At 47.4% G+C, this 22,906-nt stretch carries 18 protein-coding genes and 2 riboswitches; of the genes, 6 read left to right on the forward strand and 12 right to left on the reverse strand.

The window, feature by feature from the left end; genetic code table 11:
• Positions 1 to 5: 5 nt before the first annotated feature.
• From NLX73_RS12235 to NLX73_RS12285, 11 genes are all read right to left on the reverse strand, one after another.
• Positions 6 to 830, reverse strand: a complete 825-nt coding sequence (locus NLX73_RS12235) for an ABC transporter ATP-binding protein (protein ID WP_165178115.1) — start codon at positions 828 to 830, stop codon at positions 6 to 8.
• Positions 831 to 850: 20 nt separating this feature from the next.
• Positions 851 to 1,681: a nickel ABC transporter permease subunit NikC gene (nikC, locus tag NLX73_RS12240; RefSeq protein ID WP_165178344.1), complete on the reverse strand. Its 831-nt coding sequence runs from the start codon at positions 1,679 to 1,681 to the stop codon at positions 851 to 853.
• Positions 1,681 to 2,625: a nickel ABC transporter permease subunit NikB gene (gene nikB / locus NLX73_RS12245; protein WP_165178117.1), complete on the reverse strand. Its 945-nt coding sequence runs from the start codon at positions 2,623 to 2,625 to the stop codon at positions 1,681 to 1,683. The genes nikC and nikB (NLX73_RS12245) overlap by 1 nt, the downstream gene beginning before the upstream one ends.
• A gap of 46 nt (positions 2,626 to 2,671) precedes the next feature.
• Positions 2,672 to 4,297, reverse strand: coding sequence for a nickel ABC transporter substrate-binding protein (nikA, locus tag NLX73_RS12250; protein WP_165178119.1), 1,626 nt, complete (start codon positions 4,295 to 4,297; stop codon positions 2,672 to 2,674).
• Positions 4,298 to 4,553: 256 nt separating this feature from the next.
• On the reverse strand, positions 4,554 to 5,330 hold the full coding sequence (locus tag NLX73_RS12255; protein WP_254326281.1) for an ABC transporter ATP-binding protein: 777 nt from the start codon (positions 5,328 to 5,330) through the stop codon (positions 4,554 to 4,556).
• A complete protein-coding gene (locus tag NLX73_RS12260) occupies positions 5,327 to 6,244 on the reverse strand; it encodes an ATP-binding cassette domain-containing protein (RefSeq protein WP_165178123.1) in 918 nt (305 codons plus the stop codon). The genes NLX73_RS12255 and NLX73_RS12260 overlap by 4 nt, the downstream gene beginning before the upstream one ends.
• Positions 6,244 to 7,059 carry an ABC transporter permease gene (locus NLX73_RS12265; protein WP_165178125.1) on the reverse strand — a complete coding sequence of 272 codons (816 nt, stop codon included), beginning with the start codon at positions 7,057 to 7,059 and terminating at the stop codon, positions 6,244 to 6,246. Before NLX73_RS12265 ends, NLX73_RS12260 begins: the two co-directional genes overlap by 1 nt.
• Positions 7,060 to 7,073: 14 nt before the next feature.
• On the reverse strand, positions 7,074 to 8,003 hold the full coding sequence (gene nikB / locus NLX73_RS12270) for a nickel ABC transporter permease (RefSeq protein WP_254326282.1): 930 nt from the start codon (positions 8,001 to 8,003) through the stop codon (positions 7,074 to 7,076).
• A 15-nt stretch (positions 8,004 to 8,018) separates the two neighbouring features.
• Positions 8,019 to 9,599 (reverse strand): ABC transporter substrate-binding protein, encoded by a 1,581-nt coding sequence (locus NLX73_RS12275; protein ID WP_254326283.1) that lies wholly within the window; start codon positions 9,597 to 9,599, stop codon positions 8,019 to 8,021.
• 217 nt (positions 9,600 to 9,816) lie between these two features.
• Positions 9,817 to 10,020, reverse strand: a riboswitch (cobalamin riboswitch).
• Between the two features lie 754 nt (positions 10,021 to 10,774).
• Complete coding sequence (locus tag NLX73_RS12280) at positions 10,775 to 12,082, reverse strand: nucleobase:cation symporter-2 family protein (protein ID WP_254326284.1); 1,308 nt, start codon at positions 12,080 to 12,082, stop codon at positions 10,775 to 10,777.
• A complete protein-coding gene (locus tag NLX73_RS12285) occupies positions 12,076 to 12,693 on the reverse strand; it encodes a xanthine phosphoribosyltransferase (protein WP_254326285.1) in 618 nt (205 codons plus the stop codon). The genes NLX73_RS12280 and NLX73_RS12285 overlap by 7 nt, the downstream gene beginning before the upstream one ends.
• 157 nt (positions 12,694 to 12,850) lie before the next feature.
• Positions 12,851 to 12,954: riboswitch (purine riboswitch) on the reverse strand.
• Between the two features lie 353 nt (positions 12,955 to 13,307).
• Between NLX73_RS12285 and rhaB the strand changes: the two genes are divergently transcribed.
• From rhaB to NLX73_RS12310, 5 genes are all read left to right on the forward strand, one after another.
• Positions 13,308 to 14,789 (forward strand): rhamnulokinase, encoded by a 1,482-nt coding sequence (gene rhaB / locus NLX73_RS12290; RefSeq protein ID WP_254326286.1) that lies wholly within the window; start codon positions 13,308 to 13,310, stop codon positions 14,787 to 14,789.
• Between the two features lie 12 nt (positions 14,790 to 14,801).
• The gene (gene rhaA, locus NLX73_RS12295) at positions 14,802 to 16,058 is read left to right on the forward strand and encodes an L-rhamnose isomerase (protein ID WP_254326287.1); all 1,257 of its coding nucleotides are present in this window, start codon (positions 14,802 to 14,804) and stop codon (positions 16,056 to 16,058) included.
• Between the two features lie 53 nt (positions 16,059 to 16,111).
• Positions 16,112 to 16,957, forward strand: a complete 846-nt coding sequence (gene rhaD, locus NLX73_RS12300; RefSeq protein WP_029518813.1) for a rhamnulose-1-phosphate aldolase — start codon at positions 16,112 to 16,114, stop codon at positions 16,955 to 16,957.
• A 198-nt stretch (positions 16,958 to 17,155) separates the two neighbouring features.
• On the forward strand, positions 17,156 to 18,049 hold the full coding sequence (locus NLX73_RS12305; protein ID WP_254326288.1) for a helix-turn-helix domain-containing protein: 894 nt from the start codon (positions 17,156 to 17,158) through the stop codon (positions 18,047 to 18,049).
• A 138-nt stretch (positions 18,050 to 18,187) separates the two neighbouring features.
• Positions 18,188 to 20,458, forward strand: a complete 2,271-nt coding sequence (locus NLX73_RS12310) for a GDYXXLXY domain-containing protein (RefSeq protein ID WP_254326389.1) — start codon at positions 18,188 to 18,190, stop codon at positions 20,456 to 20,458.
• 110 nt (positions 20,459 to 20,568) lie between these two features.
• On the opposite strand, the gene mmuM is transcribed toward NLX73_RS12310, so the two are convergent.
• Positions 20,569 to 21,516 (reverse strand): homocysteine S-methyltransferase, encoded by a 948-nt coding sequence (gene mmuM / locus NLX73_RS12315; RefSeq protein WP_254326289.1) that lies wholly within the window; start codon positions 21,514 to 21,516, stop codon positions 20,569 to 20,571.
• A gap of 334 nt (positions 21,517 to 21,850) precedes the next feature.
• Between mmuM and NLX73_RS12320 the strand changes: the two genes are divergently transcribed.
• Complete coding sequence (locus NLX73_RS12320; RefSeq protein ID WP_061829816.1) at positions 21,851 to 22,906, forward strand: AEC family transporter; 1,056 nt, start codon at positions 21,851 to 21,853, stop codon at positions 22,904 to 22,906.

Below are 22,906 nucleotides of genomic sequence, written 5' to 3' on the forward strand. Positions count from 1 at the left end.
GGCGACTAATCACCTACCTGATTCATGTCCCGAATGGACAACTTGGGTCTGACATGCAGCAGCATTTTCGTATATTCATCCTGCGGGTGATCGAACAACTGATGGACCTCAGCCTGCTCAACAATACGACCCTGCTGCATGACAGCCACTTCATCCGCCAATTGGGAAATGACACCCAGATCATGCGAAATCAGCAAAATGGACGTATCGTATTCCGTACGCAAGCGATCCAGCTCTCTTAGCACCTGTAGCTGATTGACCACATCAAGCGCCGTCGTTGGTTCATCCGCAATAACCACTGCTGGCCGCAGGCACATGGAAATGGCAATCATGACCCGTTGCAGCATCCCGCCGCTCAACTGAAACGAATAACGCTTCATCAGCTTGGCTGGATCGGGCAAATTCATATTTTCCAGAGCCGTAATGGCAAGATCACGCGCCTGTCGTTTGGTTAATCCAGTGTGCGTACGGACCGTTTCCATAAACTGAGTTCCGATCGTATACACTGGCGTAAAGGCGCTCATCGGATTTTGCATAATAAACGCGATTTCCTTGCCCCGAATACGCCGCATTTCCTCGGCCGCCATTCCGTTCAGTTCACGCCCGTTCAGACGGACACTACCTTCCACGTCCATCGTCTGGCGATCCAGCAATTGGAGCAACGCTTTACAAGTCACCGTTTTGCCGCTTCCACTCTCACCGACAAGACCCAGAACTTGTCCCCTTTTCAGCTCAAAATGAGTTGGCTCCAGCAGAGATACCGCCCCGGCATCGGTTTTGAGCTTCACCTGTAAGCCGCTGACCTCCAGCACCTTCGCCCTGTCGTCCATCGTTGTAACTCACTCCTGTTTTACTGACGTTTGGCAATTCCGTATCGGTCGGACAGCGCCTCCCCCAATATATTGAAGGCCATCACCACCACCAGAATCATAACCCCCGGATAGATCATTAATTCCGGGTGACTGCGGATGTATCCCGTTCCCTCATGAATCATCGCTCCCCATTCGGGAGTCGGCGGTTGGATGCCCAAACCGAGGAAAGACAATGCAGAAATATCCATGATCGCCCAGCCCATTTCCAGCGTACCAATGACCACAATCGGCCTTAGTACATTTGGAATGATATGCCGGCGGATAATGGCCCCTGAGGAGGACCCGCTAATCCTTGCGGCAGCTATAAAATTCCGTTCTTTCAGACTGACGACCATATTGCGGCACATTCTGGCATAATACACCCACTGCACCATCATTAAAGCAAGCAGCACCTGCATGAGGCCCGGTCCAAAAATACCGACAATGCCCAGCACAAGCACCAAATTCGGAAACGCCATAATACCTTCGCAAAACCGCATCAACACACTATCGACCCAGCCACCCACATAACCTGCAAGCGACCCGATCACAACGCCGATGCTAAGCGAGGACAGGAAAATTAATGTCGCAAAGCCGAGGGAAATCCGCGCTCCATACAGCAACCGGGATAAATTGCATCGACCCAAATGATCGGTCCCCAGCCAGTATTCTTTCGAAGGTCCCTCCAGCTTGTGCAGTAAATTGACTTTAACCGGATCATGGGGAGCCAGCCAAGGAGCTAGCGCCATAATGATAAAAATAGCAGCCAGTACGACAGAGCAGACCACGATTACCTTTTGACCTTTGAACATTGTACGCAACCTTATCATCACTGCTCTGCTCGTCCCTTCGATGAAATTCGGGGGTCCATATACAAATGCACCAGATCAACGAGCAAATTGCATACGATGAACAGGCATGCCGCCAAAAACACATAGCATTGTATGACGGGAATATCCCGGTTAAAAATCGCTTCCACAAAATAACGGCCAAACCCGGGCCATGAAAACACCTGCTCCACAATAATTGTTCCGGTCAGAAGCTTGCCCAGATTCATACCCATACTTGTAATCAGTGGAGCAATGGCAATTTTCAGTACATGCTTGAGCATGATCACCCGCTCGCGGATTCCTCTAGTTCTGGCATACTGCACATACGTTTCCTGAAGCTGCTCCAACACACTGGAACGCAGCAGGCGCGTATATAAAGCAATCAGAACCAGCGACAGGGTTAACGTGGGCAACACCAGATGCTGCCACGTTCCTCGCCCCTCTACAGGGAGCCAATCCAATCGGACAGAGAAAAAGAAGATTAACAAATATCCCAGCCAGAACTGGGGTATAGACGCGCCAAAATATGAAATTCCTCGACTAAGCAGGTCGATCCAGCCATTTTTACGCATCGCCGCCAGCACGCCCAGCGGAATACTTACCACAATGGATAGCAACATACTGCTCACAGCCAATTCAAAAGTGGCGGGCAGCCGAACCTTGACCTCATCCCACACCGGCTTGTTGGTCAGATACGAAGTACCAAAGTCCAATTGACTGATTCTTTGAAGTGTATGCATATACTGCGTCAGCAAAGGCTGATCCAGCCCGAACTCATGTCTTTTCTGCTCCAGAATCTCTGGAGTAGGGTAAATATGAGCAGCCGTCAAATAGGCCTCGGCCGGATCAACTGGTGAAATATGAATGAGTGCAAAGGTAACGAGGGTGGCAAAGAGAACAATAGGAATGACCGCTACCATTCGCTTCCCGATATAGCTGATCATGAGTTGTCCTCCTATCCTGTAAACTACCGTTACCCATCGGCTTCAGCTACTTTCCGATTTCAATTCCCTCAAACGGATTTTCATCCCGATTAGCCGGGAATACAAAGTTTGTAATCTTTTTCTGGTACACTGCCGTTTTCTTAATATACGAAATAGGTACAATGGCAGATTGCTCCTGGAGCGTCTTCAGAATCGAAGCATACAGCTCTTGGCGCTTGGTTTCATCTGTCGATGAGAGCGCTTGGTGTACTTGCTGATCCAGGTCTTTCTTCATCGGAAGGGCGCTCAGCACCTCGGAAATTCCGAAGCTCTTCTTAGCAATAACATTAATAAAGGAATGTGGATCATAAGGCGCACCATAGTTGTACCAGAAGTACAGATCAAACTGGTTGGATCTAAGGCGCTTAATTTGAACCGTCAGCTCCAGTCCGGTCAGGTTCACTTTGACACCCAGTTCTCCCCATTCAGCCTGAATGGTTTCAGCCATCGCCTTTTGGATCGGATCAGTCTTATCAAAAATCAGCTCAAAATCAAGCTGTTGTCCGTCTTTTTCCCGTACTGTACCGCCTGCGGGCAGCTTCCAGCCAGCCTCATCCAGCAACGATTTGGATTTTTCCACATCATAGCTAACAGGCTGTAAGTTTACATTCGTATACGGATAGTTTTTGGATAAAACCGTATCCGCTGTTTCCTCCAGACCTGAGGTTACACCTTCTACCATTGCCTGCTTGTTAAAGCCATGTTGGAGTGCCAGGCGTACCCGAAGGTCTGCCAGCTTGGGATTGGATGAGTTGAGTAACAGGCTTCTTGTACCGACAGGCTCGGACAGCGTGGTAACATACTGATTCGTGTCGCGAAGCTGTTTGAAAGCATCCAGACTAATGACACCCTCTCCATAAATCAGATCCAGATCGCCTTTTTCAAAGGCCATTACACGGGTTTCGCCATCGGGAATGATTTTTACCGTAATTTTATCCACCTTGGGTGCAGTACCCCAATAATTTGGATTACGCTTAAAGGTTGCATATTCATCTTGCTTGTATTCATCCAGCATCCAAGGTCCTGTACCTACAGGTTTCTTGATTCCTTTGGACGTATCTCCATCATCCGGGAACCCCGCTTCACCCAGAAAACGGAACGGGCGAACGACAGACAAATCCTGAAGCACTGGGTAGTATGGTTCTTTGAGTGTCATTCGGAAGGTGCTGTCATCTACAGCTTCAGTTTTGTCGAGAACGCCTACTATACCAAGCCAGCTGTGCGTTTTCTCATTTTTCATAATAGCGTCAAAGTTCTTATTGACAATGGCTGCATTAAATAGCGTTCCATCCGAAAATTTCACACCTTTGCGCAGCTTAAATGTATATATTTTGCCGTCCTTGGAAATGGTCCAGGATTCAGCCAAAGCAGGCTCCAGCTTGCCTCCTTGCTTGTAGCTGACTAACGGCTCATAAACCATGGATTGTGCAAAAAGTTGGGAAGGATTGTATACGTGAGGATTCATCGTACCAATGTCACGCGGCCACGATAGCGTGATCGACTTTTCATTGGCAGCTCCGTCAGTAGAGGTGGATGCAGGTGTGTTCTCCTGCTTCGCGCAGCCCAAAACAACGGATAATAAGAGGAGCGCCACCAACATAAGGGTGGCAGTCTTGCGGTGTCGAACGGACATCAATGTATTTCCCCTTTTCTATATATGTGATAATGATTATCATAATCATATTTAGAATAGGTACCACGTTCTATTTTGTCAACAACATTCGACAAGCAATCCTCTTATTTATTTTAAATTTGTAGAATGAGGATTTTGCAAAAATCCAATAAGCGACTTCCAATGAACAAGATATAGATCGAAATGGCCTAGTTCGTCTAGATATTGCACTTTGGAGCGACTGGAATCAAATTTTGCAAAATCCCAAATTTATGGATTAATTCGCCAACGTTTGAAACAGAGCACGTGTGTACTCATGCTGTAACAAGTCTTCATCCCATTCCTTAAATATTTCCACGATCTCCCCCTGAACCATAACAGCAACGCGGTCACAAAACTGACGAGTAGATTGGAGATCGTGAGTGATGAATAGGTAGGACAACTCACGTTCCTGCTGCATTCTCTTAAGCATACCCAGCACGGAAAACTGCGTTGTCGTATCCAGATTGGCGATCGATTCATCGAACAAGATAATATCCGGCTCCACCGCCAACGCTCGGGCAATACATACCCGCTGTTTTTGCCCGCCACTTAGTTGTGTTGGGTATTTTTCCAGACATTCCGTGTCCAGCCCCACAGATTCCAGTAAAGACTGGCAAATATCCAGTGCTTGCGCTTTTCGTCCGGGAAAATAGTTGTGGATTGGCTCCTCCAAAATATCTCGTATGGTCATGCGAGGATGGAGCGAGGAAGACGAATCCTGTGCGACCAGTTGGATTCGTTTGTACAGATGGATATCCTTCACCCTTCCGGTGTGAATGGGCTGGTCATCCAGCCAAATCTCTCCTGAGGTCAACGACTCCAGCCCTAGAATACATTGTGCCAACGTGCTTTTGCCACTTCCACTTTCTCCAACCAGTCCGAGACATTCCCCCTGTTGTAACTCCAGACTCACCTTCTTCACGGCCTGTTCGCTATCTTGCGTGCTGAACCAGCCTTTTCTCCGTTTGCGGACAGGGTATGCTTTGGTCACATTCTTCAATTCCAGCATCACTGGTGCATCCTTCCTTCCGGGCTCATCTCCAACACTCGATCTGCTATGCGACTCATACCCTGGCGATCATGTGAAATCAACAATATGGTGAGATCAAAGTCTTCTCTCAATTGTTGCAACAATGCCAGAACCTTATCGCGGTTGATAACATCCAACGCCGTAGTAGGCTCATCGGCAATAAAGAGGCTCGGACCGGAGCTTAACATTGCAGCCAGCAGCACCCTTTGACACATGCCTCCGCTTAGTTCAAAAGGATATGACGACAAAATATGCTCAGGATTTGCAAATCCAACCTTGCGGAGCAGAGAGCGCAAATAGGCCTCCCGCACTGGAGTAGCGCCTCCTCTGGCTATCTCCGTGGCACGGCTCAGCATCTGCCGCATCCGTGGCAGCACGCCCAGCGGGTGGACTTGCTGCGGTGCAGTATGGGATGGGACAGCATCAGCGTGCCCCGGCTCCATCTGGTCATGCGGCATCCGACGCCGCCCGTGCAGTCTAAGCGTATCCATCAGCTGGGCGCGGACAGTCCGGATCGGGTTCAACCCGCTCAGCGACTGTTGAATGAGCAGGGCAATATCCTCTCGGCGCAGCCTTTGCCAGCGCCGTTCCTGGAACGGGAGAATGTCTTCCCCGTTATAGTAGATACGCCCTTGCGTAACATTAATACCTGGCTCCAGCATGCCTGCGATTGCGTGGGCGGTCAGGCTCTTGCCGCATCCGCTCGGTCCGGTCAGGGCCACAATCTCCCCTGAATATACGGAAAAGCTCACATCACGCAGCAGTGGTTTGCTCCCGCTTCCGCTTGCTCCTACGCCTGTGCGGCAGATTTCCAAATGTTCCACGTGTAACAACGGTTTTCGCCCTGCCACTTGCTCTATCGTATCCTTGCACCCAAGGGCTGTTTGATCCTCCACTATTTGGCCGCCCCCTTTTCCGAAAAGCGGTCGCCCAAAAGCTGGCAGGCAAGTACGAATAGCATAATCGCCAAGCCCGGGAAAATCATGACATGCGGAGCCACCTGAAAATATGAGGTTGCATCATGCAGCATCACGCCCCACTCTGGCTTGGGCGGCTGTACACCCAGTCCAAGAAAGGACAGCCCAGCGATCATCAGCACCACGCGCCCGATATCCCATACCGCATAAACCAACAACTGCGGCAATGCTTGTGGCAATACATAACGGCTCAGTATACGTACGTGTGAATTGCCGGATAAACGGGCATATCGAACGTAGTCCTCCTGACAGGCTTTTTGAACCAGACTACGGATATACCGGACATAACCCGCCCACCGTACCGCAATAATCGCAAGGGTCATGTTAACAAAACCTGGGCCCAAAATGCCCACAATTGCCACCGTTAAAATAATATCAGGAAAGGCCAGTACACCGTCGATTCCCCGCATGATCAGCTGATCCACACGTCCACGCACATAACCAATGAGCAACCCTATAGGCAGACTGAAACACAACGTAGCTACAGTAATTGCACATGCGATTAGCACGCTCATCCGAATCCCGTAAATTAGCCTTGACAGCACATCCCGACCCAGATGATCCGTACCGAAAGGATATTTCCGACTGGGTGGTGCCAAACGGTTCAAAAGATCCACTTGAAGAGGATCATGAGGAGCGACCCATGGAGCCAATAGCCCAAGCAGCACGATCAGACCAAACAGTACGCCTCCTGCCAGCAAGCTCCCTTGAAAGGAAAGCCGTATCTTTTTCATTTTCAGCTTCCCCCTTAACGCAAACGCAGCCTCGGATCTATCGCCGTCTGGACCACATCCACCAAACACTGAACTCCTACAATTAAAAATACGGCGAAAATAACATATCCCTGAATCACCGGATAATCTCGCTGTGTAATTGCATCTATAAAATACTTGCCCAACCCCGGCCATGAAAAAATGGTCTCTACGATGACATTACCTGCCAGCATAAATGATAGATTGGTACCTAGCAGTGTAATTATAGGCAGAACCGCATGCTTAAATATCTCAAAAAACAGGATATGCATACGGGAAAAGCCTCGAGCCTTCGCTGCTTTCACAAAATTCCGGTCACCCAGCTCTAGCATTTGAGCGCGCAGTACACGGGCTTGCACAGCTCCCAAACCTGCACCAAGAGTCAGCGCTGGGAGCACTAAATGTATCCAATCCTCCCTTCCCATGGATGGGAGCCAGCCCAAGCGAACGGAGAATAGATAGATCAACAGAAACCCAAGCCAAAAAGAGGGGATCGACGATCCCAGCAGGGCGAACAGCCTGCCCAGACGATCCAGTGGGCCGCTGATTTTTAGCGAGGCAGCCAGCCCCAACCCCAGCGTAAGCACCGTCATGACGGCAAAGCCCGCAGCAGCTAGCTCCACCGTAGCAGGCAGTCTGTTCCACAGTTCGGCTAGCACGGATTCCTTGGATACATACGAGGTGCCCCAATGCCCTGTGAACACATCCCGCAGCCAGTTCACATATTGAATATGAAACGGTTCGTTTAAGCCCAGTTCCTGCCGTAGCGTCGTCAACGCCTCCTCAGAGGCAGGGACATTATGCGCGGTGAGCAAAATGGTAGCAGGGTCACCAGGAGCCAGCCGCATCAGTACAAAAGTCAGCGTGGATACAACGAATACAATGATGAGCAGCTGCGCCACACGTTCCAGTATAAAACGAATCATAGGATACGCCGCTCGTTATTCCGCAATATCGGATTGCGCTGTAATGTAGTAATACTCGATCGGATGGGGTGTAAAACCCTCTACCCCTTTTTTCACACCAAACACAATGTCAGGATGCACAATGAACGACTGTGGCAAATCCGTATTGATGATATTCAGCGCTTGTAGTGTCACAGCATTACGCTGCGCTGTATCCTTCGCCAGCTTCAAGCTGTTAAGAATACTCTCCAGCGGTTTGGAACTATAACGGCTTACATTGGCTTCGCTTTTCGAAGAATAAAACATGTCCATAAAATATTGTGGCTCTCCTGTATGAGCAGTAAGCATACTGTACATAGCAAAATCCCAATCGTTTTTGGTCAACGCCTCGTCGATATTTTCCACCTTGCGAATCTTGACCTGGATTCCCTCTTTCAGCAATTGGCTTTGGATGACCTCAGCCATAACAGAGAGCTCCGGACGCTGAGGAAAAGTCAGCAGCGTAACCTCGAACGGCTTGCCTTGCTTAGTCCATGTCCCTTGGGCGTCCTTCTGCCAGCCATCCTTCGTTAACAGCTGATCCGCCGTTCCGTCCAGCGCTTTACGCTCAACTTTACCGAAGGGAAGAATGCTCGGGAACGGACTGCTTGCTTCCGTACCGAAGCCCCTCATGACGGCGCTCACAATCGATGTGCGTGGAATCAGGCTGTCCACCACCTTACGGTTCGCCGCATCCTTGAATACTGGGGATTCCATATTGTACACGAGCATATGGGTGCGCAAGGAGGGAGCCGACAGCACTTGTAGCTTGTCGTTCTTTTTCAGTACCTCTGCGTTATCAACCGGAATATCCGTCGCTACGTCCACCTCGCCGGATTGCAGCGCCATCAGGCGCGAATTCCCGTCCGTAATGAACTTCATTGTCGCCTCAGCCAATCGTGCCTTTTCGCCCCGGTATCCGTCATAACGCTCTACGACCAAGGATTGGTCCTTGTTGAACGCTTTAATTTTAAAGGCGCCTGTCATCGCTGGGTAACTCTGCTCATCTTTCATCGATGCCACATCCAGTACAATCGTCGATGGATCAGCTAGATTGGACACCAACGCCGCATTCGGCTGGTTTGTCGTGATTTTCAAAGCCAGCGGGCCGCTTACATCAATGGACTTCACATTCAGTAAATCCTTCGCCAGATGGCTTTTCTCGATAGAGCGTAGCAAAGATGCTTTTACACTTGCTGCATCCATACTCTTTCCATTATGAAAAGTGACTTTATCCTGCAAGCTGAACGTCCAAACTGTAGGACTATCCTGCTTCCACTCCTTTGCCAGCCAAGCCACAGGCTCCAGCTTTTCATTCAAACGTACCAGTGTCTCACCTGCACCAGATCGCATCACATCCCAGCTATTATCTCCGTGCGGGTCAACACCTGACGGTTTCCATGTATACGCCATTACCAGCTTTTTACCTGTCGCCGTTTGTTGTGCTGACGCGTTCTCATCTTTGCCGGAGCTATTCGACGTCTTATTGCTAGTACATCCCGAAAGAGCCATAACTGCCAGTAACAGCATCACCCCTGTACATATCAACCATGAGCGCCTGCTACGATTGCTAATCATTCGATGAATCCCCCTCTATCTTGTAAAATCATATAAACCTAACGCAAAACGCGAAAAAAGCATTCCGGACCACTTGATCAGCAGTCAGAAATGCTTTCATTATAAAATGTCAAAACACACCTCGAAGCCAACTCCAAAAACATAGAAGGGGTCAGATCGGTTTCAGACATTCCGTATGCAGCACGCCTAACCACCTCCCCAGCATCCCGTGGGTCTGACAGTGATGTCAAAACAGGCAGGTCTCCTGACTCCAGGCGTATCTTTCAGGCCTTCCCGGTTCTTCACAGTTCCAGTGGCTGTTCTGAAAGCTCCAGCAGTATCCTGCTGATGCCTGTATACAGTGGCGGGCCCGTGTCGGAATCAACCGAACTTCCCTTTTAAGTGAGCACGCTCAATAACTATCCACATGGTCTCAACAAAACCCCGTACATAGAGTCGTCCGGCTCACACCTGTTTTCTTCCTTTATTTCTTTCCATTACGATCTTATTTTGTTGTCACAGGCTTGTCAATAAATGCTGTATAATAATTCAAATTTGAATGATATGGCGAGAATGAAGGTAATGGCTATTCATTGCGTGCACGAAATGAACGTGCTAAAATTAGGTATAGAGATAACCTTCGTGTCCGTATACTAAAAAGAGTCTTCGCCGCGCCAACGGCAAAGACTCTTAGGACTTGAAAGGCTGTGGATCACCACCACGGCGCGCTGCACAACTAAATGTTAATGCAAACGAAACCCACCGTTAGGGGCCAACCTAATTACGCGGTGGGTTTTCGCTTGTTCCGAAATTTCCGACGTAGCCAGCGATAAAGTTTACGAATACTAAACACCAGGCTTAGTAACGTAACCATCCAACGCAACACATCGTAGCACGATACAAGTGTGACCATCGGCTTCACCCCCTTTCGGGAAGCTGCACCGTGGTCCGAAAACATCCACCACTATTCAAAATCCATAATTTAGATTATATCATGCCTCTTCCTACCACTCTAGCAAATTCTTCTAGCGCATAAACTGGAAAACGCACCAAATTAGAGCTACCCATTTCATCCCGCAGCTTTATCTATATGTCCCCAGACGGCAAGGGGATCTACTATCTGGATAACTCCATGCCAAAAAGCCGGAAAAGAGGCATACGTCCTCTCTCCGGCTATCTTTATTTATTCCTAATCATCAAACCTTCTGTGGAACCTCCGAAACCGTCACGCTTTTGACCGATTCCCCTTGTTTTCTCGTCAAAACAATGTTCAAGACAATCGCTGTAATCGAACCCGAAACGATACCATTTTGCAGCAGCATTTTGGCAAAGCTCGGCAGCTGGTCGAACATTTGTGGCAGAACGGCAGAGCCTAGGCCCACGGCAATACTGCATGCTGCGATCAGCAGATTGCTTTCCTTCCGCAGATCCACTTCTGACAAAATAGACATGCCTGATGCAGCAACCGAGCCGAACATGACGATCATCGCCCCGCCCAGCACAGCGTTAGGAATCACTGTCGTTAAGGCAGCCAGCTTAGGCAGCAAACCGAGAACAACCATGATCCCGCCCGCAGCAAAAATAACGTTCCGCGATTTGACGCGTGTGAGTGAGATCAGGCCAACATTTTGCGAGAAAGCTGTATAAGGAAACGCGTTAAAAATACCCCCAAGCATAATCGCGAGTCCTTCGGAACGCAGACCATTGACGATCTGCTTCTGTTCCACCTTCTGATCAATCGCTTTGCCTACTGCTAGATAAACGCCTGTAGACTCAACCATACTGACAATATTGACGATAATCATCGTACATACTGCCATCATGCTAAACTCTGGCTTACCAAAATAAAACGGCTGCGCGACACTCACCCATGAGGCCTCCGCCACGAGAGCAAAATGCACCATTCCCATTCCATAAGCAACCACCGTACCCGCGAACAGACCAATAAGCACGGAAATCGAGCGCAAAAAGCCTTTTGCCAACCGATTCACAAGCAGGATAACCAGTAGTGTAACTAACGCCAACAGCAAATTACGTGGCTGTCCAAAATCCGCGCTGCCCTGGCCCCCTGCTACATTGTTCATCGCCACCGGAATAAGAGATAGACCGATAATCGTAACGACCGAACCCGTAACGACCGTCGGGAAAAAGCGTAGCAGCTTGCCATACAACGGTGCCGCTAATACCACAAATATACCGGACAAAATGATAGCACCGTACGCTGTCGCTAAATTTGAGGTCGAAGCAATCGCGATAATGGGCCCTACTGCCGTAAATGTACAGCCTAAAATGACAGGCAGTCTACTACCGAAAAAGCGTGTGCCCATAATCTGTAATAACGTAGCAATCCCGCAAGTGAACAGATCGGCAGCCACCAAATAAGCCATCTGGGCTGGTGTCAGGTGCAATGCTCCCCCTACAATTAGAGGTACAGCAATTGCTCCAGCGTACATCGCCATGACATGCTGGAAGCCCAGCGCGAATAACTTTTGTTTACTTAACATCCCACATTCTCCTTAACGGAAGGAATCACCGCTCCAGCTTCCTCTATAAAATGAACCTCGCCTGGTGCCATGGAAGCGATACGCGCAAGAGAACGGACGGCAATGCCTCTTTGCTCCAACAGTCCACGGCCTTCCTGGAAGCTCTTCTCAATTACACAGCCAACCCCGGCCAGCTCCGCTCCTGCTTCCTTCACAATATCCGTAAGTCCAACCAAGGCTGCGCCAGTAGCCAGAAAATCATCCACGATCAGCACATGGTCGCTAGCATCGAGATATTTTTGGGAAATGCTCACCTGATAGGTTTCCTGCCGAGTGAACGAATGAACCTCTGCGAAGTATACCTGCTCATTCAGCGTGATTGCCTTCTTTTTCTTCGCATAAATGAACGGGACCCCCAAGGCAATAGCAGTAGCCATAGCAAATTGAATACCACTAGCTTCAATTGTAAGCACCTTGGTGATCGGAGCACTGCCGAAAAGGCGTGCAAACTCCTTACCAATCTCCAAAGCTAATGCTGTATCTACCTGATGATTCAAAAATGAATCTACCTTTAATACGGTGTCAGATAAAATTTGTCCTTCTTGACGAATACGTTCCTCCAAAGCTTTCATTATGCGAGTATCGCTCCTTCTGTACTTTAAAATAGTATAAAACCTGCCAAAACCAAAAAAGGACAGGCTCCCTTGAGTTGTTTCTCAAGTGAAGCCTGTCCTTGGGGTTGTCATCCCTGACGGATTGGCGCACAAATAAATGCCCGCATTCATCCAAAGCCGATGCGCTATCACTCATAGTCGGACGATTACAGTGGTCATCCGGTAGAAACTTTTGGGCCATATCCCCAATATTATACGAGTCATATGAAATTGATATCTTGTATACTACACCCTCTGGCGGGCGGTTTCAAGACTATTTTTCATACAGACAGCGACATTTGGAGAACCTTCCACAATTGGAATATCGTAAAATCAAATCGAACTTTGTTCAAGGTATATATATTGTGAGGACTTTGCATTATCCTGATTGTAGAAAACAGATAAAAAAACAAAAATGCATACAAAACAACACTTAATTTTAATTATAATTTTAGAAAACAAAAATAAAACCACAAATCTCACTTCCGTTTCTGTTGACTGCAAAGAAAAACGGAAGTAGTATGGAGTTAGTTAAGAAAACAAAAGGCAGACTTTCAGGCTGCCCGTATTTTATCCATGCAAGGAGATTGGATATGAATAATTATCTTGCTGTTGATATTGGAGCTTCAAGCGGAAGGCTCGTAAGTGCAACTCTGCAAGGTGACCAGCTACACTTGCAAGAGCTTCACCGTTTCAACAACTCCTTTACCGAAAAGGACGGACACGATTACTGGAATATCGACGAACTATTGAATGAGATTATTGAGGGCTTGCAAAAAGCTAAACAAAAAGGGATTCATTCCTGTACGCTCGGCATTGATACATGGGCTGTAGATTACGTGCTGCTTGATCAGAAAGGTAACCGCATTCATGAGGTATACGCTTACCGGGATGCACGTACCCTCCATGCACCCGATAGGCTGCATCAGCTCATCAGTCGAGAGGCTGTGTATGAGAAAACAGGCATTCAGGAATTAAACTTTAATACCCTGTATCAACTGTTCGTCCATGATCGGGAACAGCTTGCCCAGGCGGATAAAATATTGATGGTCCCCGATTATCTGTACTATCGCCTGACAGGCATCATGATCAATGAAATGACGAATGCGTCCACGATGCAGCTTCTCAACGTGAACTCCCGAGAGTTTGATGAAGACCTGCTCTCCCTGCTCCAACTGCGACGCAATCAGTTTTCAGAGCTTGCCGAGCCTGGACGGGTCCTGGGTTCTCTTTTGCCGGAGCTTGTTCAAAAATACGATCTTCCGGACTGTCAGATCATTCTTGCGCCGACTCACGATACTGCATCGGCTGTTGCAGGTGTACCGTCACAGCGGGAAGAACCTTGGGCTTATATTAGCAGCGGAACGTGGTCACTACTGGGAATGGAACGATCCGAAGCCTTGAATACCAAGGCAGCCATGCAGGCGAACTACACGAATGAGTGGGGCGCTTACGGTACGTACCGTTTTCTGAAAAATATTATGGGATTATGGATGATTCAGGAGGTTAGGAGAGAGGGCGGTTCCGCACATAGCTTTGCCGAATTGGCCGAACTGGCTTCAGCAGAGGCACCGTTTGTCAGTCTCGTCCTCTGCAACCGGTCCTCATTCTTGAATCCGGATAGTATGACCGTTGAAATCCAGCGATTCTGTGAAGGAACAGGCCAGCCCATCCCCAGGACGCCGGGTTCACTCGCCCGCTGTATTTTTGACAGTCTGGCCTTAAGCTACCGCGATGCCTTACACGAACTGCAATGTTTAACAGACGAAACAATTACCAGATTGCACATTGTTGGCGGAGGCGCTAACAACGAATTACTATGTCAGCTAACCGCCGATCTCTTGGGAATTGAGGTTCAGGCAGGTCCTTCCGAATCTACGGCCATCGGCAATATTGTCGTGCAATTAATTAGCTCTGGTGTTCTTGAGGATCTCAAAGCTGCTGGCCGAACCATCGCCCGCTCCTTTCCGACTCGGCTATATGAGCCACAATCGGTGGAAGGCATGCAAGAACTTTTGGATCGCTGGGAGCACCTTAAGATACAAGCAACATCCTCTATTCACATATCTCAATAAAGGAGTAAAGCCATGAACGAAGCTATTGAAGCCAGTTATAACGAAGCGAAAAAGCTGTATGCCCGCCACGGTATTCAAGTTGACGACATTTTACAGAAGCTTTCACAAATCAAAATATCACTGCACTGCTGGCAAGGAGATGATGTTCAAGGATTTCTGTTCAAAGATAAACAGCTTAGCGGGGGGATTGCCGTAACGGGCAGCTACCCGGGCAGAGCAGGCACGCCGCAGGAGCTGCGTCAGGATTTAGAAAAAGCTCTATCACTCATTCCGGGTAAACACAAGGTCAATTTGCACGCAATCTATGCGGACACCACTGAACAAGTGGATCTGGATCAACTGGAGCCACGCCATTTTCAGAACTGGGTAGACTGGGCCAAACAGCAAGGGCTCGGGCTTGATTTTAATCCAACTTTGTTCTCCCATCCCAAAGCGGAAGACGGCTTCACACTGAGTCACAAGGATTCGGAAATCCGTGATTTCTGGATCACACACTGCAAAAAATCACGCAGGATTGCAGAGCATTTTGGCAAAGAACTCGGTCAGCCCTGTGTCACAAACCACTGGATGCCGGATGGCTATAAAGATACTCCGGTTGATCGGTTGGCTCCAAGAGAACGGCTGCGTGATGCGCTGGACGAAATTTTCAGCGTGGAAATCAGCGAGGAATACAACATCGATGCGGTTGAAAGCAAGCTGTTTGGCATCGGCTCGGAAAGCTATGTCGTGGGCTCACATGAATTCTATATGGGATACGCCCTGACACGCGGTAAATCCATCTGTCTCGACGCTGGTCACTTCCATCCAACCGAAGTCATTTCAAACAAACTGTCCTCTGTGCTGATGTTCACCGATCAATTATTGCTCCATGTCAGCAGACCGGTTCGCTGGGACAGTGATCATGTCGTGACGATGGACGACGAATTGCTAGACATTGCCCGTGAGCTGGTTCGCGGTGAATTACTTTCCCGAACCCATATCGGTCTTGATTTCTTTGATGGAAGTATCAATCATGTAGCAGCATGGGTCATCGGAACACGCAACACGATCAAAGCGCTGCTTCGCGCTATGCTCGAACCGATTGAAGCATTAAAGCAGGCGGAAGAGGAACGGGACTTTACCACTCGTCTTGCTCTGGTCGAAGAGTTTAAATCGTATCCGTTTGGTGCCATATGGGATTACTATTGCGCTCAAAACGGCGTTCCTGTTCGTGAGGAATGGCTGGCCGAAGTTAAAAGTTATGAACAACAGGTACTGCTGAAACGTTAACTACTGTACTGATAATGCTTATATTCATATCATCCAAAAGGGAGAGATTATCCATGACTACTGTACTGGAGAATCAAAAAGAACGAAAATCGGGACTGGATATCCCATTTGTTCGCGAGATGGCGGAAATTACACAAAACATGTGGAAATTCGGCTGGGATGAACGCAATGGAGGTAATGTAAGCTATATTCTGGATGAAGCTGAGGTTGCAAAATATATAGATATTCATCAGGTCATTCGGACGATTAAACCTGCTTTCCCAGTGAATGAACTGGCTGGTAAATATTTTATCGTCACCGGATCAGGGAAATATTTTAAAAACGTAATTGCAGATCCAGAAGCTAACTTAGGAGTCCTTCGTGTCTCCCAGGATGGCGAGCAATTGGAAGTCTTATGGGGCCTCAAACATGGCGCAGTGCCTACCAGTGAGTTGCCTTCCCATTTTATGAGCCACATTGAGCGCTTGAAGGTCGATCCTAACCATCGTGTTGTGATTCATAATCATGCCACCCATGTTATTGCCATGACCTTCATTCATAGTCTGGACGAAAACCAATTCACCAAAACGCTGTGGGAAATGTGTACTGAATGTATTGTCGTCTTCCCAGACGGTATCGGTGTAATCCCTTGGATGGTACCAGGTTCCAGCGAAATCGGCCGCGAAACGGCAAAAAAAATGAAGGATCATCACGCTGTATTATGGCCTCATCATGGCATTTTCGGAACGGGCAGCTCCATTGATGAAGCATTTGGCCTGATTGAAACGATTGAAAAAGCAGCGCAAATTTATATGCTCATTGCTCACCATGATATTCAGCAACGGATTACAGATCAGGAATTGGCCGATCTGGCCAAAGCCTTCAACGTTACTCCAAAAGAAGGAATCCTGAACGTATAAATATAGACTAATCTCCATCTCATAATACAGAACTTAAAAGGCTCCATGGATCGTCTTAAACTGGCCATGGAGCCTTTGGCATACCTAGTTTCAATTATATAACCCTTAATTCCAATGAATTAACTTGTAATTATGCTTTCCTTTATATACAATAAAATCAAAATTCCCTTATCTCCACCAAAGGAGAGGTGACAAGTTATGAAAAGAGCAAAAAATGAAGATCACTTCGACATCGTGGAAGACCATTATTTCACAGCCACCGAACTGGAAAAATCCAGCGCCGTTTGGCCTGTCAGACTAGGTATGGATATTTCGAAAACAAGCTGCCATGTCGGTCCCAAGGCTGTTCCTTATTTTTATTTGATATTTGTACTTGAAGGTCAGGCTGAGTTTATTTATAAGCAACAAAAATACCGTGTCCAAAAGTCTGATTTATTCTGTTTTTTTCCGCATCTTGCCCATGAATATTACACCGATCAGGAGCACCCGTTGCAAAAGGTATGGATTGCCTTTGAGGGACCCAAGTCCCTCGCATTGATGGAGCGGATCGGAATTAATCCCTCTACGCCATTTATGGCTAACGCAGTGAGCGAGGAAATCCTCAGACTTATCTCCAAGCTGTTTTCCATCGTACACGACAACAGCAGACAGGGCAGCGATCTGGCCCGCTTGATTACACTGCACCAGATCTTCGAGGAGTTATCCCGCAACACATCTGACGTGCTGCGCAACTTTGTATGCTCTGATTATTGGCTCCAGCAGGGGAAAGATTACATTGAATTGCATTATTGTGACCGTGTTACGATTGAACAAATTGCCGAGCATGTAGGTGTGGATCGTGCGCATTTTTCACGTAAATTCCATTCCACCTTCCTCATCTCTCCCGCCAAGTATTTGCAAAACCTCAAGATTAACGAAGCCAAAAGATTACTGGAGCAGACGACTTACAATTTGTCGATCATAGCCCAGTCCATCGGCTATACCGATATGTCCACCTTTTCCAAGGCATTTAAGAAAACAGCAGGGATTCCACCGCGTGAGTATCGCTTCCGACATCAGTCCCGGCAAGAGATTCGTACCGTCAACGCTTAGTCGGAATCCAGTAACGTTAAAGAGAGCCACCGTATACGGTGTCTCTCTTTTTATGACCTGATCCTAATTCCCACTTGGTTCTGAGCCCTTGCAACGCTATAATAGGCATCAAACCAACAGGAAAGGTACGTGAAATCCATGCTGCGATTCAATGCGATACGTACGGGCTATCTGCTGGGCATCTCACTGATACTGGCCGCAATTATTTATTTTTTCGCCTCCAATTGGGGCGGACTGGATCGGACATTCAAGATTGTACTTGCTGCTACGCTTATTGTTCTGTTCTACGGCTTGTCTTTTGTATTTGCACGGATACGTGCTGTTCCCGGTCAACAAGCTTTTCTGTCTAATATGTTTTTGGTGGCTGGCTGTATAGCCTTTGGCGTTTCCGTGGCATTGCTCGGTCAAATTTACAATTCCCATGCGGACAGCTATGGATTGTTTATCATTTGGTCGGTGCCGGCTCTACTGCTTAGCTGGATTACTCGCTACAATCCTTTTTATATGCTGTCTTATGTACTAATTCATCTTGGTTTGTGGCTTTATTTTTACCCTACGATGCAAAGTGTGCCTTATAGCGAGCTGGAATCGTTGTCCATTGCCGGAATGTTCGCAATAGTCAATCTGCTGCTATTTTTATTGACGTTCCTTCATCGTATACACTCTGCTCCACTACAATATATGAGCTTTACGGTTTTCCATATAGCCATGTTAGCGATGACCAATTCTTTTGCATTTGATGAGTATGGCCTGATCATGAATGTACCGCATATTGCTGTGATTACTTTAGGATTTTATATATTTATCAAGGTGCGGCTGAATAAAACGCTACTGACCTTGAATGCATTGGCACTTTCGGCGTTTGCTGTCTTTAAATTTATAGAGCTGGCTGAGGCGTACTCCTCATCTCTGTTTTTTGTTTTTGGTTTGATTTTTGTGGCGTTGCTGCTGACGGGTAACGTGTGGTTTTTCCGCTATTTGAATCGTTTGGGGAAAACACTGCCGGATTCAGGGACAACGGACATCAGTACATCAAAGAATGAGACGACCGTCCACGAGGAACATGGCAGTGAATGGATTAGCAAAACCGTATCCCGTGTGATCAAAGTGGTTGGAGTGCTGATCGGTAGTATATCTCTCATCGGATTGATTATGATTAGCACGAATGTAAACCACACCGAATACGTACTGTTGGTTGTGTCGTTGCTGCTTATGATCTCGATGATTGTCATACCGGAATCCAAGCTGGATTCGGTAATACGTTATACACTGCTGACCATCAGCTATATTACAGGCTTGGCGGCCATTCTATGGTCAGATCAGTCGCTGCTTTCGGTATTATTTCTGATCGTTTCCATCGCTGGATGGTTCCGCTCCAAGGGGAAAAGGCAGTTGTTTTTTGCCTACACCTTTGTAAACCTGAATCTGGCGACCATTTTATTTCAGCAGTATCAGGAGTGGGATGGTTGGAACTGGACCTATAAGTTCATCATCTTCTCTCTTTTCATCGTCAATGCCGTGTTATATGGGGTAAGTTACTTTATATCCAAGACGGAGTTGAAAGAACATCTACGGAATAGCTCATTATTTTTCAGCTTGCTGTTCCTGTTTTGGGCGACGTTTTTCGAGGATGTCGTTCCACACTCTTATATGTTCATTAACATTTTTTATTTTGTTATCGTTACCGGGATGGTCTTTGCCTTTGCCCGTCTGAAACAAAAATCGGAGGCCATCACGAGCGTTGTCTTCTGGTTTATTTTTATCGGTTTCAAATACTATGATTTATTGTGGACGCTACTGTATAAATCTTTTACGCTGGCGCTACTGGGGATCATTGCGCTCGGAATTACCTGGTGGGCGGATCGGCGAATGGCCCATAGCGGCAAAGCAGCATTCGATGCCGATCACCGCAGCTTTAGCTTTATGCGCTTAAGCCCGTTACTCATTGCCATTGTCATCGTGCTACAGCTGGGGATCATCGGCTATCAGACGGCGAGAAGTGAAACCCTGCTCGCCACAGGGGCTTCCATTAAGCTCAAACTAGCTCCTGTAGACCCGCGCTCCCTGCTACAAGGCGATTATGTGGCACTGAATTACGACATATCTACCCCGCCTTCCAAGACCCCTCTTCAGGAGGAGGAATGGAGCCGAGGCAAGGTCAAAGTCGTTCTCACACCAGATAGCCAAGGAGTATACGTCGCGGATCGCCTATATCAAGATGGTGAAAAACTTGCCAGCCATGAGGTCATTCTAAATGGACAATGGTATGGTTCTCGTATTCTGTACGGTATTGAGAATTATTTCATTCCTGAGGGAACCGGACGTACTGTAGAACAGAACGCACATTTTGCCCATATTCGGGTGAGCCGCAATGGAGACGCGCTGCTGGAACGTTTGGCAGAAAGCTGACCGGATCGGCGAAGGTAGTAAACAAAGCAGGCTGAACCAAGCCCCTCCATTACTGGAGCACAACTTGGTTCAGCCTGCTTGTTCTTTTTCGGACCATCGTTTATCTCCGTTTATTCATCTCTCGACCATGATGCTATTTCCTCAATATCCTGCGGCTGAGTCCGGCAACAACCGCCAATCAGACGAGCTCCCGCTTCATACCATTGGCGGGCACTTTGTCCAAACGTCTCTGCACAAGTGCTGCCGTGCCATGTCTTGGTGACCGGGTCATATTCCTCCCCCAGATTGGGATATACCACCACAGGCTTATCCGTGTGGCTGCGTATTTCGTGAATAAGCGATGGAACGAATTTCGGCAAAGTGCAATTGATTCCTACAGCAGCCACTTGCTCATGCCCATTCAGCCACTCAGCACATGCAGCGGCAGACTCACCATTGCTGATATGCTGTCCATCCTTTGCGCTAAAGCTGATCCAGGCATACGTGCCAGGGAATTCCTTCAGCAATCGGGCAATGGCCTTGGCTTCAACCAGACAGGGTATCGTTTCACAGGCTAAAATATCTGCTCCCGCCTCGATCAGAGCTTTCATACGTGGCCTGTGAAACTCCACTAGCTGTTCCTCGCTCAGCTTGTAATCGCCGCGATACTCTGACCCATCTGCCAAAAACGCCCCGTAAGGGCCAACAGAGGCCGCGACTAGCGGCTTGGGACGATGTCGCTGACTTGCAGTAGCCGTCACGTCAGCCCAAAACTCATCGCGTGCCTGTACAGCAATCCGCACCGATGATTGAATCAACTCCAGCGCCTCATTTTCGCTTAGGCCTCGTTTAACATAGCCTTCAACGGTGGCCTGATAGCTCGCAGTAATCGCACAGTCTGCCCCAGCCTCAAAATAATTTCTATGCACACGCTTGATCGACTCTGGATGCTCATGGAGGATTTTAGCTGACCATAAGCTATCGTTCAGATCATGTCCATGACGCTCCAGCTCGGTCGCCATGGCGCCGTCCAGCACGATCAGCTGAAATTCGTCCAGTATATGTTGTATCGGATTCATGAGGCCCCTCCTGCTCTTCTTTTCTACTTAACCCACTAATCAAGTGGGTTTTAATGATTTACATTATAGCACGAATGTTGATGAGCACTCACAAAGCCAAGAAATAATCATTCCGTGAAAACGTCCCCTCTCGTTTCATTTGCCATCTGATGTAACGTATAAATTTTTTAAATTAGTTTCATAAGTTAAATTAATTAGATATTGTTCTTTTTTTCACAAAGTCATTTTACTATAAAAGTGCAAACCAACACTTTGGCCAAAAGATCAGGGAATTGCATCGTCACATTCTGCATCGTCATTTATGTGAAAAAAGGTACAAGAGAGGGTTTTATCTATGTCTTTACTAGAAATGATTACAGCGACCTTAACAGATAACAAAATTGTCAGTTCTATCGCTTCCACCGTTTTTATTATCCTTCTTGGTTTCTTTTGCCGCAAGAAGGGGATTTTTAACGCAGCAGTAGGAAAGTTGTTATCCAAGGTTGTTCTAACCGTGGCTCTACCAGCACTAGCCTTTAATTCTTTCATGCAGGACATTAATCCTACAATGTTAAAACAAGGAATGAATGTTTTAATATGGGGAGTTCTAATTTATATTATTCTCATCTTTATTTCTAAACCGTTCTTTCTGAGCTACAACAAGGATAAACAGGATGTTTTACGGGTGTTAACCATCTTCGGTTCTACGACTTTCTTCGGAATTCCAATTGTCGGAGCCATTTACGGTCCTACCGGAGTGATGTACAGTTCCATTTTTAACATAGGGTACCGCATTTTCTTATACTCCTATGGCTATATCAAAATGAGCGGCTTAAAAATGGAGCTTAAAAATCTCAAAACCATGTTTTTGAATCCCATCGTTATCGCCACGTTTCTAGGCTTGTTTGTTTGGTTGTTTCAAGGTTATTTGCCACAGATGAGTGTAGCTACAGAGGATGGGGCCATTCAGCAGTTCGCCTTTCTAAGAATTGATCAAACCGCTGTCTGGCTGTTCAAGCCCATGACCTACCTAGCTGGACTAGCTTCTCCGTTAGCCTGGTTATCGATTGGCTCGACATTGGGGGAGATCAGCTTCAAGTCGGCAGCTACTGATAAGACCTCTTGGTATTACAGCATAGTTAAGGTTTGGCTTGTTCCTATTGTTAACATCGTCTTGCTGGCTTTGTTGACTGTATCCCATATTCTGTCAGTCGATTCTGTCGCTTTAGCCACTATTGTCATCATGATGGCTACTCCTACAGCTACCGTAGCCGCAGCCTATGCGATCAGTTTTGATAAGGAAGCCATATTGACCTCCAATGCATCGCTTCTATCAACTATTACTTCTGTCGTCATGATTCCAGTGTGGATCGTTACGCTCAATGTCATTGATAAAATTGGAATTTTCTAA

Origin of the sequence: Paenibacillus sp. CH40 (assembly GCF_024213605.1) — a bacterium.
In the GTDB taxonomy this organism is placed as follows: domain Bacteria; phylum Bacillota; class Bacilli; order Paenibacillales; family Paenibacillaceae; genus Paenibacillus; species Paenibacillus polymyxa_B.

Coding starts and splice junctions, on each gene's coding strand:
- NLX73_RS12235 (WP_165178115.1), bottom strand. CDS start 830: ATGGACGACAGGGCGAAGGTGCTGGAGGTCAGCGGCTTACAGGTGAAG.
- nikC (WP_165178344.1), bottom strand. CDS start 1,681: ATGATAAGGTTGCGTACAATGTTCAAAGGTCAAAAGGTAATCGTGGTC.
- nikB (WP_165178117.1), bottom strand. CDS start 2,625: ATGATCAGCTATATCGGGAAGCGAATGGTAGCGGTCATTCCTATTGTT.
- nikA (WP_165178119.1), bottom strand. CDS start 4,297: ATGTCCGTTCGACACCGCAAGACTGCCACCCTTATGTTGGTGGCGCTC.
- NLX73_RS12265 (WP_165178125.1), bottom strand. CDS start 7,059: ATGAAAAAGATACGGCTTTCCTTTCAAGGGAGCTTGCTGGCAGGAGGC.
- nikB (WP_254326282.1), bottom strand. CDS start 8,003: ATGATTCGTTTTATACTGGAACGTGTGGCGCAGCTGCTCATCATTGTA.
- NLX73_RS12275 (WP_254326283.1), bottom strand. CDS start 9,599: ATGATTAGCAATCGTAGCAGGCGCTCATGGTTGATATGTACAGGGGTG.
- NLX73_RS12280 (WP_254326284.1), bottom strand. CDS start 12,082: ATGTTAAGTAAACAAAAGTTATTCGCGCTGGGCTTCCAGCATGTCATG.
- NLX73_RS12285 (WP_254326285.1), bottom strand. CDS start 12,693: ATGAAAGCTTTGGAGGAACGTATTCGTCAAGAAGGACAAATTTTATCT.
- rhaB (WP_254326286.1), top strand. CDS start 13,308: ATGAATAATTATCTTGCTGTTGATATTGGAGCTTCAAGCGGAAGGCTC.
- rhaA (WP_254326287.1), top strand. CDS start 14,802: ATGAACGAAGCTATTGAAGCCAGTTATAACGAAGCGAAAAAGCTGTAT.
- rhaD (WP_029518813.1), top strand. CDS start 16,112: ATGACTACTGTACTGGAGAATCAAAAAGAACGAAAATCGGGACTGGAT.
- NLX73_RS12305 (WP_254326288.1), top strand. CDS start 17,156: ATGAAAAGAGCAAAAAATGAAGATCACTTCGACATCGTGGAAGACCAT.
- NLX73_RS12310 (WP_254326389.1), top strand. CDS start 18,188: ATGCTGCGATTCAATGCGATACGTACGGGCTATCTGCTGGGCATCTCA.
- mmuM (WP_254326289.1), bottom strand. CDS start 21,516: ATGAATCCGATACAACATATACTGGACGAATTTCAGCTGATCGTGCTG.
- NLX73_RS12320 (WP_061829816.1), top strand. CDS start 21,851: ATGTCTTTACTAGAAATGATTACAGCGACCTTAACAGATAACAAAATT.